12 protein-coding genes and 1 pseudogene are annotated in these 13,048 nt (G+C 40.4%); 6 read left to right on the forward strand and 7 right to left on the reverse strand.

Annotation, left to right across the window (positions count from 1 at the left end):
* The 3 genes and pseudogenes from BLS65_RS18350 to BLS65_RS12870 form a co-directional block, all read left to right on the forward strand.
* Window positions 1–224 (forward strand): annotated as a pseudogene (locus BLS65_RS18350) (hypothetical protein); the annotation flags it as partial.
* A 156-nt stretch (window positions 225–380) separates the two neighbouring features.
* The gene (locus tag BLS65_RS12865; protein ID WP_092439641.1) at window positions 381–668 is read left to right on the forward strand and encodes a lasso peptide biosynthesis PqqD family chaperone; all 288 of its coding nucleotides are present in this window, start codon (window positions 381–383) and stop codon (window positions 666–668) included.
* Window positions 669–670: 2 nt separating this feature from the next.
* Entirely contained in the window at window positions 671–1,108 is a 438-nt protein-coding gene (locus BLS65_RS12870; protein ID WP_092439643.1) for a lasso peptide biosynthesis B2 protein, read from the forward strand.
* Window positions 1,109–1,110: 2 nt separating this feature from the next.
* Here the strand turns inward: BLS65_RS12870 and BLS65_RS12875 are convergent, their stop codons facing one another.
* A complete protein-coding gene (locus tag BLS65_RS12875) occupies window positions 1,111–1,977 on the reverse strand; it encodes a sulfotransferase domain-containing protein (protein ID WP_092439688.1) in 867 nt (288 codons plus the stop codon).
* A gap of 8 nt (window positions 1,978–1,985) precedes the next feature.
* On the reverse strand, window positions 1,986–2,885 hold the full coding sequence (locus BLS65_RS12880; protein WP_092439645.1) for a phosphoenolpyruvate carboxykinase (ATP): 900 nt from the start codon (window positions 2,883–2,885) through the stop codon (window positions 1,986–1,988).
* A 442-nt stretch (window positions 2,886–3,327) separates the two neighbouring features.
* On the opposite strand from BLS65_RS12880, the gene BLS65_RS12885 reads away from it, so the two are divergent.
* The 3 genes from BLS65_RS12885 to BLS65_RS12895 all read left to right on the forward strand — a co-directional run bounded on the left by BLS65_RS12885 (window position 3,328) and on the right by BLS65_RS12895 (window position 7,185).
* On the forward strand, window positions 3,328–4,518 hold the full coding sequence (locus tag BLS65_RS12885; RefSeq protein ID WP_092439647.1) for a nucleotidyltransferase domain-containing protein: 1,191 nt from the start codon (window positions 3,328–3,330) through the stop codon (window positions 4,516–4,518).
* Between the two features lie 376 nt (window positions 4,519–4,894).
* On the forward strand, window positions 4,895–6,175 hold the full coding sequence (gene purD, locus BLS65_RS12890; protein WP_092439648.1) for a phosphoribosylamine--glycine ligase: 1,281 nt from the start codon (window positions 4,895–4,897) through the stop codon (window positions 6,173–6,175).
* Window positions 6,176–6,183: 8 nt separating this feature from the next.
* Window positions 6,184–7,185: a hypothetical protein gene (locus tag BLS65_RS12895; RefSeq protein ID WP_092439650.1), complete on the forward strand. Its 1,002-nt coding sequence runs from the start codon at window positions 6,184–6,186 to the stop codon at window positions 7,183–7,185.
* Between the two features lie 326 nt (window positions 7,186–7,511).
* Here BLS65_RS12895 and BLS65_RS12900 read toward each other — a convergent pair whose 3' ends face one another.
* From BLS65_RS12900 to BLS65_RS12920, 5 genes are read right to left on the reverse strand one after another with little or no spacing between them, the layout of a single operon-like run.
* Window positions 7,512–7,955 carry a hypothetical protein gene (locus BLS65_RS12900; protein WP_092439653.1) on the reverse strand — a complete coding sequence of 148 codons (444 nt, stop codon included), beginning with the start codon at window positions 7,953–7,955 and terminating at the stop codon, window positions 7,512–7,514.
* 1 nt (window position 7,956) lies between these two features.
* Window positions 7,957–8,862, reverse strand: coding sequence for a hypothetical protein (locus BLS65_RS12905; RefSeq protein ID WP_092439655.1), 906 nt, complete (start codon window positions 8,860–8,862; stop codon window positions 7,957–7,959).
* A 56-nt stretch (window positions 8,863–8,918) separates the two neighbouring features.
* A complete protein-coding gene (locus BLS65_RS12910) occupies window positions 8,919–12,008 on the reverse strand; it encodes an ATP-binding cassette domain-containing protein (RefSeq protein WP_092439657.1) in 3,090 nt (1,029 codons plus the stop codon).
* Between the two features lie 45 nt (window positions 12,009–12,053).
* Window positions 12,054–12,437 (reverse strand): DUF1987 domain-containing protein, encoded by a 384-nt coding sequence (locus BLS65_RS12915; RefSeq protein ID WP_092439659.1) that lies wholly within the window; start codon window positions 12,435–12,437, stop codon window positions 12,054–12,056.
* Window positions 12,438–12,454: 17 nt separating this feature from the next.
* On the reverse strand, window positions 12,455–13,030 hold the full coding sequence (locus BLS65_RS12920) for a SiaB family protein kinase (RefSeq protein ID WP_092439661.1): 576 nt from the start codon (window positions 13,028–13,030) through the stop codon (window positions 12,455–12,457).
* Window positions 13,031–13,048 lie beyond the last annotated feature (18 nt).

Here is a 13,048-nt window from a genome sequence, read left to right on the forward strand (position 1 = left end):
CCATCCGCACCCAGGTTTGGTGCACGCTGATCGCCCAGCTGCTCATGACCGTGATCCAAAAGATGGCCAACACCCAGAAAGCATTTTCGGTGGTGGCAACGCTAGTCCGGATACACCTGATCAGCCTACTCGATGTTTTTGAGCTGCTCCGCAGCACCAAGCGGGACTACTTAAATAAGCGAGGTTCGCCAGATTTATACGGTCAAATTAAACTTATTTTCTGAGGGGTGCTTTTCTAATAATCAAAATCGTTGCCTGTATTTATTGGGATGCAGAGGCAATAAATGAATATTTAGAGTTTAGTCGGACAGTAGTGATATTATATGAATGTCTCGTTAAATCTCTTTGGTAAATCATTACCTTTGTTTAAAATTGGGAACATGATGATTCTTGACAGCAATTCTGTAATTCAACGTAATTCTGGGTTAGTTTCGAGCAACCTCGATGGCGAAACTGTAATGATGAGCATTGAGGATGGAGACTATTTTGGTCTTGACCCGGTTGGGAGCAGAATTTGGGAGCTGATTGAGAATCCTATTTCTATAGCTAACTTGATAGCTGCACTTATGGTGGAGTTTGAGGTGAGTAAGAGCGATTGCGAAAGTGATACGTTGGAGTTTTTAAACCAACTTAATGAGAAGAGGTTGTTGATTATTGAATCTAAATAGTCATGGCTGCTTTTCTTAGACGTTTTTTCATTGTAAGCCGGTTCGAATACATTTTATTAATTCAAACTTTCGTCACAGTTCTATATTACGCCTTTCTTGTCGCTCTGTTTTCTAGGCGATTTATACTAAAACAGGTTGGCAAAGCTGGAGTTGAAGCACCCTATGAAATTTCTGCAAATGATACTGTTTTAGCCAAGCAAGTGGCGCAAGCTATTCGTAGAAGCGAACGGGTTATACCTTGGCGTGTTACCTGTTTTGCGAAGGCAATTGCTGCAAAGAAAATTCTTAAACAGCGTGGGTTAGCATCCACACTTTACCTTGGAGTGGCAAAGGTTGGAAGCGATACTATCACTGCTCATGCATGGCTTAGGTGTGGGAATGTTGTTGTTACAGGTAAGGAGGAGATGGCTCGATTTACTCCTGTGGCTTTTTTCTCGTGATATTAGATTAGTTTTCCATCGGTTCCTAAATAACCAAATCGCATCATCATATCTTTATGATTGCGGCAAACGGCATCAATCTGCTCGGCCGTTAGCTCTGTTTTCCATGAACCAACAATGCCTTTTCTGAAAAAAGTTGCGGCTTTAGCGGGTTTTTCCGTAAACCCTTGCTGCGACTCTTGTTCTTGGAGAACTTTAATATCGCTAAAGCCAATTGCCTTTCGAATTTCATCGTCTGTTGCACTTATCTCCAAAAAGTTTATCGCTCTCTTAAATGTTTCGAAGGTGTTAGTTTTCATGTCTTCGTAGCGAATCACTTCAATAGGTAGCCCCGATTCGTCTACCCAGCTTCGTATATGCTCGCTCCAGGTTAACAGCCGCTGTCTTATTTGTAGGTGAAAGCGGTTTGGATTACTTCCGAATGAGTAGGAGCTGTCGGCCATGAATTTCACTACCTCTTCATTCGACTTGCCTAAATGATGCGAAAAGGATACTGAAACATCCAACGGATTGCGTATAAAATAGATAACGCCTTTTGTTATTTCACTGGGAAACATTGGTTTTTTATCACCGTTGTATAGCCATGCATCGTGAATCTTTTGATAGAGCAAATCTTCAGCGCTGCGGGCATAAAATTCATATACAAAGGGACGTAGAATATCAATTTCATCGAAAGTTAACTCGGATGAGGATATACCCGTGGCGTCATCAAAAAGCTCTCTATTACTAGCAATCGGAGTTGCGTAAAGGTTATTGATGTTGGCAGGTTGGTCGCTATGGTTTAAAAGGTTGGATAGAAACACTCTAAACCAAGTATTTCCTGATTTTGGATACGATGCCAGCCAAATAATTTTCTTTAATGAGTTCATATTTGGCATTATTTGGTGCACGCTAGTATCATTTCAATCATTTCGTCGAAAATGAATTTCCCGGTTGGGCGGGTAAGTGCGAAAACATTTACCTCTTTAGCAATGGCCGAAATGTAGTTGAAGTGGTTTGTCTGCATCTCAGCCCCTGCTATAAAGTTGAATCGGTAGGTGTGGTTCCGAAGTAAGTTAAATTTCTCTATTCCTTTTGCTGGCCTAACGTTGAGTTCGCCTAAGTTGCTTGCCGCTACTATAAAAATATTTTGTAGCGGAATAGCTTCTTTCTGAAAGCACTCAACAATTGGAATGCAGTGCTTCTCAAGCTGCTTTCGGATAGTTTTATACGACGATGGTTCGCCACCCAGATTTTTTATGGAATCGCTCCACAGCTTCATTTGGGGGTATCCTGGCTGTACATACGCTATACCTTGGTCTGTTAGTGAAATTACGCTTACATCGTCGGAGAGCATTGGATAGCCTTTTTTGTGAAATGCCGCAGCTAAGGTTGATTTTCCTGCTCCAGAATGTCCCGAAAAAATGGTTGCCGAACTATTTATCTTAACCGAACTTCCATGGAAAGGGAGCAAACCGCGCTGGTGTATTAGTGCACCAAATGCCGACCCAAGCAAGAAAAGCCGTACCTCGTCAAAACTCGCGTTACTTGCTGTTTGTATTACAATATGCTTGCCTGCTGTTACATAAAAGCTTGCAATGTGGTCAATTTTTAAAAGAAATTCGTTGTGCGACGATTCAAACCGAACTCCTTTAAATAATGGGTTTTCTATGGAAACAGGTGTCGCTCCCAACGACACAGTTACATCAAAATCACCTAATGCGAGAGGCAGTTCGGGTAATTCAATATCCGATTTAATGGTTAGTCCAAATGCTTTGTATAAGTATGTAGTAAACAATGTTGCGTTTTTTTTGCAGGTTAAATAGCTGGATTAAACACCAAATCCCCCTCGATTTTTTGGGCGGATGTGTATCTTTTTACCAATTTATGGTTTGATGTAAATTTATAACTTATTCTTTTAAATGAACCTGCTTGGCTCATTAAAGGTACTCTTTTCCTTTGGGGTTTGTCGGTTTTATTAAGTAGCAGTGTTCTTCCAACAATAATTATAGCATAGCAACTCTAACGAATCGGAGTCATGATGACCTATATATTTCTGTATTCATTCTCGCTGCAATTGCTTTTGCATTTAGTAGGCTGTTGCTGAAGTGTTGTAAATATTAACATAACCAACGTTGTTTATCCATCTCTTTTTATTCTGATGCGCTAAATATTTGCCTGTATAAGCAGCTTTACCAGCTGCGATTACAGTATATTTGCTTACTATAAATGTAATTAGAATGGCCTATCCAACTCGTTCGCAGCTATTTTCGAGACTTACCATAGAGCAACAAATTTTGCTTGCTGTTTGCTCGGCTGGTGGAAGTACGCAGCGAACCGAGGCAAAGGGACTGCTGCACAAACCTTTTTGCTGGGAGACGCTTGTTTCTCTCAGTGATAGGCATCGCATGCTGCCGCTATTTTATAATAATTTCAAGAATGATTTTGGAGATACCGAAATTCCTCCATTTCTCAGAGAGAAGTTTCTTGCCCAAACACACCAAACCTTAAAAATGGCGGCGGAGACCGTTCGCATTTCAAGCCTACTTACTCACAACAATATTGCTAATATTGTAATTAAGGGTCCTTTCTTAGGCCAGCAGCTTTACGGTGATTTGGCACTTCGACCATCACGCGATATCGACATTCTGATTTCTGATAATGATATTGGAGCATTTCATGCTCTTTTTGTAAGCGAAGGCTACATGTTGGTGAATGCCGATTTTGAGCTGTCGCCCAAGCAGAGAGCATACTACTACAAGCACAAAAATCAGGTAGCATATACGCATTCAAAAACGGGAATAATGGTGGAGTTGCACTGGCGCTTGTTTTCGCAAGAATCCCTTTTTCCTGTATCGCTCAATCAAGTTTTTTCCGATAAGCAGGAAGTAGCTGTCGGTGGAAAATCTATTTCGTTGCTATCGCCAGAGCATAACTTTGAGTTTTTATGCCTTCATGGTGCCATTCATCAGTGGTTTCGCTTACGCTGGCTTTACGATATTTCACAGCTTGTGAATAGCGATAGTTTCAACTTAGATCAGGTAATGCATCGTGCAAAAGAAAATGGTAATGAGCGAGTTGTAACTCAAGCGCTAATTCTCTCAAATATTTTTTTTGGAAGCAGGGATTTCTCATTTACTACTGACAAATCAGTTTCTTGGCTCGTCAATCAAGCCATAAATGCCGCAATTCACGAAGAGGCATATACTTCTTCTCGTAGAGTTACTCGTTTACGAATTCCCATTTATAAAATGAAGTTGAAACGAGGTTTTAGGCATAAAGTTGAAAGTTGGAAGATAATGAATCCTAACTATAGCGATTGGAGAATGGTGAGCCTACCCGACAGCCTCTTTTTTCTCTATTTTATTTTGCGCCCTTTTTTTTGGTTCTATGAGGTGTATATTATTAGGCATAATCAAAAACACAAGTAAACACTGACTTTAAAGCGCTACTGTCGGGCAAACTTATGTTTATCCCCTACAGGGAAAAATAGCAATTGTTGTAATATTGGTCTACAATACTTTATCCGCTACGCGGAAGTTTCTCCGTAGGAGATTTAGTATTGTAGAAAAAGTTACCTTAAACGGTAGTATACCTCGTAGAGGTTTAACAAAATAGTGCAGATTAATAGTTGTGTTGTTTTTTTATCGGACAACAATGTTTTTAAAGCGCAATAGAGTCTCTTTTTTTCTTCCTGCTCTAAAGTGGAATTAGGAGTATCTCATTTGCCGTCGAAATAAATGTAGCACACTTTAAATAGTGCTTTTTTTTTCGATTGTTGCAGTGTAACTTTACAAAAAAAACACCATGAAGGTACTTCTTATTGGCTCTGGTGGGCGCGAACATGCTATTGCATTAAAATTGTCTGAGAGTAAGTTGCTTACAAAACTATTTGTTGCACCAGGAAACCCGGGCACAGCAGCCTTAGGAGAGAATGTACCTTTAGATTCGCTGGATTTTGATGCGGTTTCACGGTTTGTTCATCAAAATGGAATTAACATGGTGATAGTTGGTCCTGAAGAACCGTTGGTGAAAGGGTTAGGCGACTATTTTAAAAGCACACCTGAATTGTCGAAGGTTGGTTTTATTGGCCCATGCGCTGATGGAGCTCAGCTAGAGGGAAGCAAAGATTTTGCTAAAGTATTCATGGTTGAGAACAACATTCCCACGGCTCGCTATCAAACGTTTACTGCTAATACACTCAAACAAGGGAAGCAATTCCTTACCCAGCTTAGTGCACCCTACGTTCTTAAAGCCGATGGTTTGGCTGCTGGTAAAGGCGTAATAATCTTGAACAATTTAAATGAGGCACAGGCTGCGCTTGAAGAGATGCTTAAGGGCCAGTTTGGGGAGGCCAGCAGCCGAGTAGTTATCGAAGAGTTTCTGAGTGGAATTGAACTATCTGTTTTTGTGCTCACCGACGGGAAAAACTACACCATTCTGCCCGAAGCCAAAGATTATAAACGTATTGGTGAGGGTGATGTAGGCCTAAATACTGGTGGAATGGGTGCCATTTCTCCTGTTCCGTTTGCTGATGTATCGTTTATGAATAAGGTTGAGGCGGAAATAGTAAAGCCAACTATGGCCGGTCTCAAGAAAATGGGGATTACGTATAAGGGTTTTATTTTTCTTGGCCTTATAAATGTAAGCGGAAATCCTTTTGTAATTGAATATAACGTTCGCATGGGGGATCCCGAGACTGAGGCAGTTTTTCCGCGCATTTCAGGAGATGTTCTGGCTGCGTTTAAGGCTGTTTCGGATGGTAGTTTGACGCGTGCTGCACTTGGTGCCATTCCTCAGCATTCGGCTACTGTAATGCTTGTTTCTGGAGGATATCCGGAACACTACCACAACGGATATCCGATTACTTTGGATAAGCCGATTGGTAATGAATTGATTTTTCACGCCGGGAGTACATTGGATTCGGCGAACCAACTTGTAACTGCCGGAGGTCGTGTGATTGCGGTTACTGCCTTGGGTGATTCGTTAAAAGGTGCTATCGACAATGCATATGCAGGTGTAGAAACAGTGCATTATGAGGGAATGGTCTTTAGGAAAGATATCGGATTTGAATTTTCGGAACAATAATTTTTGTTATGAAGGCACTTGTCCTCTTTTTTCGGAATAGTTTACCCTTTACGTTTGCTGTAATTCTGGCAATTTGTGTGTCGTTTTGGGTAATCGAGTTTTTTACTTTTGGACAAACGTCTACTCCTGCCGTTTTCAACCAGCATTCCCTGCTTTTTCCTTCTGTCGCAAATGTATTTGGTGGAGCACCCTTGCTTATGTGGCTTGCTGGAGCAATTTTCTTTATAGTTTTTGCGCTCCTTGTGCTTAACTTGAACTCAAAGTGTATATTTATACAAGAGAGAACCTTCATGCCTGTTTTATTTCTTGGGTTGCTGGTTGGTTTTCCTGATAGTGGTCTTGTTCTCACTCCAGTTGCTCTCTTTTCTCTACTTTTCGTTTTTGCGTTAAACCGTATTTTTAGTTCCTATCGTAAGGATCAAGCCCTGTCAAATTTTTTTGAAGCATCTTTTTTTATTGGGGTTGGCAGTTTTTTCTGGCTTCCCGGGATTATCTTTATTCTTGTTGTTTTCGCTGGGCTCGCTGTATTTCGACAGTTTAATTGGCGCGAATGGGTGGTTTCTGTATTTGGTTTTTTAGCTCCATTTGTTTTCTTTGAATTCTATCAACTGTTCTTTAATGATCGCTCTTGGGTATTGGCGGATGCCATTCTGCTTGCCTTTCGCACAACTGGCCCATATGTAGGGACTTTATCTAAGTTTAATCTCATATTTATTGTTTATGTAGGTTTTTTGGTGTTTCTAGGGAGCCTAAAAATTCTTCAGCATTATAATTCGTTCAAGATTCATTCGCGGAAAATCTTTATCGTATTTTTCTGGACTTTCATTTGTGCTCTGTTTGGCTTTTGGTTTTTGCGAGGAATTACCTATGAGATTATTTTTATTGGAGCGGCACCTGCTTCTTTTTTGTTAACCTATTTTTTTTCTGTAGACAATAAACCTTCTCGTTTTCAAGCGCTCTTGTTTGTCCTCTTTATTCTAATGGCATTCCTTCAGTTATTTCTCAATTAGTGTATTGAGTCCGGATTTTTGTAAGCGTTGGATTTATTCGTTTCTAATGGATTTGTTCTGAATTGTTTGGTGTTTTTGTTCTCTTACTCGTATAGGTGTTATATGAAATGCACCGATTCCTAATGAATGGTTTACCTTTGTTGTGAAAAGATTAAGATATTAAATGGGGATTTAGGTGGTTGGGCCGAAGTGATGTTATGTTTTCTTGGTGATTACGCTAAAAATATTTGGAAACCAACGCTTATATATCGAGTTATTACTAAACGGATGGTTCTTTAGGACAAAAAAAAAGAGGCAGAAGCCTCTTTTTTTAATTGCTGTTCAATTTATATCTTTTCCACAAACGATAGCGTGCTGGCAGCCAGTCCCGATTGGCCATCTTTAAAGTAGAAACTTAAATGGTATACTCCCGTCTTTTGACAAGTAATATCTACAGTGGGGTAATCCTTTCCCGTTGCAATTACGAAGGTAGTTCCAAGAAGTCGAGTATTGTCAAATATTTGAAGAACAACCTTTCCTGGCAAATCCTTGGAGTTAACCACGGAAAAGCGATACTTTGTGTCCTTGGTGAGGACAATAGAGTGTCTCTGTTGCGGAGGTGGATCGCCTGCATCGAGCTTAATTTTAAACTCCTTTAGGTAGGTAGCTCCTTTCGCCAGCATCCCACACATTTCAACGAGTTCGTCCTCGGTTTGGGCCTTTGCAACACCGCCTACAAATACTCCTAAAAATAGTGTAAGCAAGGAAACAATTAAAACCTTATTTTTCATATTAACCGCCAATTAGCTTGTTTCTTACTTTTATGATTGTTGCTCTTATGCGCTTAAGTTGATCGTCGTTGATGTTAACGTTGCTTTTGTCGTTTTGCTTAAACGTGATAATCCCATTCTCTTCAACCATTTCGGTTTCACCAACCTCGTAAGAAATTGTCACTTCTTCGTAAATTGTCTTTAATTCCTTGAGATCTTCCACCAGTTCCATTATGTTCGGATCTTTTTTGTAGAGTGAAAGCATCTGGAATAGGGTAGAAAATGCAATTTTTTGCTCTCCAATTGACTCATTCATCTTCTTCGAATCAATTGATGACGCTACCTGACATGAAAGATATAATCCTTCAATCCATACGCCAGCAACCATAACACAGCTTATACTGCTGCGGTTGGTCTCCTTAAGGTAGGAATCAATCTTATTGAAGTTGGAGGTAGATATGTGTATTAAAGAATCAATGTTTTCGTTGTTTGTTGAGAGCCTTTTCATCGTTGCGAAATCGAAGAATTGTCCAACTTTCAACCCATCAGCCAATTTTTTTATGGCAGTAATATTGTCTAATACCAGAAATTTCTTGTCATACATGTTGATGTAACCCAAGTCGGCTCCATATATACCCAAGCCAATGGCGCGCTTAAAGTTGGTGTTTAAACCATCAATATTTTTTGTTGAAGCAAGGTAATCTTTCGAGAAAGGAACTTTCAAACTCTTTATTAGAGCCGCAATTTCAACCGGAGAGGCAACGTTTTCAGCCAACTCTTGAACTACGCTTGCATCGAACTTAACGTCTGGCTCAACCGAGTCTGGAATTTCAAAACCTTGACTTGCAATGTCTCCCTTGTTTCCGCACGAAGAACATCCGCCGAAAATGAGGGTGAGTGCAGCAAAATATATAAACTTCTTGAGCATAGTTGATCGGTTGTTTTAACTTAAAATCGTTTTATAACCTGTATAAAGATAAAAAATTATTTCCTAGATAAGCGAAGCTTTTTAAGGTTTATCTCAGATAGTCCCTCAATTAACTTTTTTAACAACTCAAAATAGAGGGTTACATAGAGGGTTAGCGTCATAAACCAAATCATAGACATGTTGAACCAGAAGGTATCCCAATATGTTCCCATAAAATACTTTCGAGGTGCCAAAAAGTGCGAGCGGAACCCAAAAAAGGAACTACGCTCTGGGTCTCTGAATATAGGTTCGTATTGCTGAACTAGTTCGTCGCCGAATTGCAATATCTTGTTTTTTTCGAATATCTTAAGGACTAAGTCTGAAACGCTTTCGTTATGGTAGGCCATTTTCTTTGCGTTGTAAAGAGCCTTGTTCTTGTTTTGAAAGTAATTTACCATTGCATCCTTCTTGCTATTGGCTTGCTGAAAGGCTTCATCGTAATGTTTTAGCAACTTCTCTAAATATTCCGAAAGCATTGCCGCTACCTCTATCGTATAAGATTCGGGCACAAGGTCATCTGTGTTTTCGAAGGTTATTGAAGGGACGAGTATAGCTTCTTTACTAATGGCCCGTTTAAGTACGGCGAGGTAATCGGCCATCTGAGCCTTGCTTTCCGCGGTAGGAGCCTTGTCTAGCAACAACAGTGATTGTTCTGCTCTTTTTTGCAATTCAGGAACGTACCAAACAAATTTGTAGTTTGCCTGGCTTTCCTCTTTCTCAATGTTATAGAAATAGGATTCAAAGCCGTTGTCCTTAAACTGATGAACCATTAGTGCTTCATAGGCCCATTTTGTTGCCATCATATCGGCAATCAATGGAACTTTATTAACGCTACCAATCGTTCTGTTTAGTTTTTCGAAACTGAACATGGCACCGCTAAGCACCATCATGGGAATCATGATAAGTGGGATTACGATATAAATTGTAACTGCAGCGTTGAAAGTAGCAGAGATGTTTAGACCTAGTATGTTAGCGAAAACCGCCGTGGTAAATAAGGCAAACCAATATACGAAACCCATGTCTTGGATTCCAAGAACATTATTGGCAATTAAAACAAATAGTAGGCTTTGTATTGCCGAAATAACAATCAGAATGGTTATTTTGGCTAGGAGATAGCTCGATCGGCTTAGATTCAAGAATGCCTCACGTTTTAATATTTTTCTGTCACGAAAAATCTCTTCAGCACTTACCGTTAGCCCTACGAATAGGGAAACGATCAAGGCCATAAAAATATAGATTTGAATGTTTTCATTTTCTCTGAAAATGTATACATCCGAAGTAGGATTGGCAATGTATCGAATTACATAGGAGAGAATAAATGCCAAAAGCGGTGTCTCAAGCAGGTTGAGCGCAATATACTGGGTGTTGCTAATTTTCGAGCGAAAATCGCGAATAGTATATATTACAAACTGTTTAAGCCTTGAAGGAATGTTGAGCGATACAGGCGGTGGAACCGATATATCCTCAATCCTTTTCATGCGGATATTTTCCTTAAAGTATTCCTCCCACTTCCCAGGCGATACTTTTCGGATAGGGGTATATTGACCAAATTCGTCCACCACCTTCGCTTCAACGATATTGAAGATGAGTTCGGGGTTAACGTTTCCGCATGTGGGACATTCGCCTTGTTCGCTATTGATTTGGTCATCAATCCTTTTGAAGTACATAACGGCTTCCACTGGGTTGCCGTAATAGGTCATATAGCCACCCGTGTCGAGAATCATCATGTTATCGAACATCTTGTAGATATCCGAAGATGGCTGGTGGATAACAACGTAGATGAGTTTTCCTTTTAAGGTGAGTTCTCGCAAGAGATCCATCACATTCTCCGAATCGCGTGAGGAGAGGCCGGAGGTTGGTTCGTCAACAAATAGAATAGATGGCTCGCGAATCAATTCAAGGGCAATGTTCAAGCGCTTGCGTTGACCGCCGGATATCATTTTGTTGAAAGATGATCCTACTTTAAGGTTTTTGCGTTCGAGAAGTCCTAAACTCGACAGTGTCTTCTCAACGAGTTCCGTTATTTCTTCGTCCGATTTGTCTTTGAAGCAAAGTTTTGCGTTGTAGTAGAGGTTTTCGAATACAGTAAGCTCCTCAATTAGCAAATCGTCCTGTGGAATAACACCAATAACTCCTTCTAGCTTATTTCTATCGGTGTGGAGGTTAATTCCGTTAATTAAAACTTCACCAGTAGATGGTGCTTCATTTCCAGAGAGCACATTTAGCAGTGTGGTTTTTCCTGCACCGCTAGCGCCCATAATCCCAATCAGTTTTCCGTGTTCTTCGGCAAAACTGATGTTTCGTAGACCAGTGCCGCCAGTTTTGAATGTGTAGCCTAGGTTGTTTACGCGATAGGAAATTTTGGTGATGGATGAGTCCGCCAAGTAATGGGAAACCACATCAGTGTAGTATACTGGTTTGCCTTTGGGCAGCCTAATTGAACTGCCGCTAGCATACAGATATATTCTCTTATTGTTGATAGGAAGTCCGTTCAGAAAAATGTCGGCACTTCCGGTATACCTCAGGAAGTAAAGGTCGACACTCTTGATTTGGAGAATAGCAAGAAACCCATCGAGCGACTCGGTGGGGATATATTTACTATAAACCTGCACTCTACCTTTATCGTGAATGGTAAGCACGCTAGGGGTATCGAGTTCCTGAAGCGTATTTCCAATTACAAAGTTCTCGATATCGGTAAACTCTTCCTTGGTAAGTTTAAAAACCTCAGCCACCGTATTGATGATGGCCATACGTTGTTCCGAGAACTTTCTGTCGGCATTGATAAGTTCGAACAGGCGGACTAGAACAACGATTTTTTGCTTCTGGGTAAGGGTCTTATTTATCTTTTTGCAGATTCCAAGAATCCTTACCGAGTCTTTTACCGAGGTAAGCTTGATTTTCCCTTTTTCTTCTTCGTTTTCTTCATCTTTTTCTAGAAGCCCTGCGTGTTCCTCGAAAAGGTGAATGTAATCTTGTACTGCCTCATCGTTTATCTGCTGATTTAGGAAGTTTACAACAAAGGCTCGTTCACTAAGCTCAACGCCTTCATCCTGCTTTGCGATAATTGCAAAGAGTTGCATTAATGCTTTCAGTATCTCTTCACTCATTGTTTACAGCTTTGTATCAACAGTTATAGCCAGATTGGGTGCGGATTAGGAGCCGGAATAGCCCACTTGTTCGAAGGGAACGTCCACAATGTCAGCGTATTCTTCGCCGGCCTCTTGCATGTCCTCATCATCTTCGGGGTAGAACCATTTAATTAATACGCTCTTTCCGTCTTCATGCATATGCTCAAGTTTCATGAGGATATCCAAGAGAAGTTTGGATGAGGCAGTATTAAAATAAACTAATCGGAATGTGAATACGGTTTTTTTGTTAGGACTTTGGGAGTATTCATCAAGCCAAGTAAGAACTGGTTCGTAAAACGAAGTTACATCTTCGGGTAGAGAGCGGCCAGAGATCTCAAACACTTCATTATCCGGGTCAAGGATTATGTGAGGAGTATCGTCGGTGCCAAGAATCTTGATAGTTTCCATAGTACAAATGCGGTTAATTAGGCGTTTCTATCAATTGTAGAAGTTAGAATAAAAAAGTGCGATTCGTTATCAATCGGGAGGAAGTGATACTCCAACTTACGACCGGTTTTGCGAGCAATGTCAATAAAACCAAGGCCAGCACCACCTTTTTCGCTTAATCGTCCCTCTTTCATCTGGTTTTTGTAGAGCAATTTAAGTCCCTCTTTATCTAGGGAGTTAATTTGATCCAGAATTTTTGAAAGTTCTTCGATTTTCGAATTTTCAATAACGTTTCCTGTGGTTACATTGTATTCTTCTTCGCCTTTGCTTACCATAAAAATCCCTCTTCCTGCAAATAGGAAGTCTTCAGAACCAAAGTTGTCGGCGTGTTTACTGATGTTCTGGAGGCATTCAACCATTACGTGAAATACCTTCTTTTGAACAGAGTTAGATTCCTCTTCCTTGGCCATGTTGGATTCGGTAAGAGAGGTGAAGGCTTTGGTTATTTGGTGAGTTATTTCTCCCTCATAAACCAAGCTTATTTCATGGGCCTTCATCGACTTGTAGAAGTCGTAGACGAACTCAAGAAAACCCTTTACATTCTTATTATCCATAGCGCGTAAAGTTAGTTA

Origin of the sequence: Williamwhitmania taraxaci (assembly GCF_900096565.1) — a bacterium.
Lineage (GTDB): Bacteria > Bacteroidota > Bacteroidia > Bacteroidales > Williamwhitmaniaceae > Williamwhitmania > Williamwhitmania taraxaci.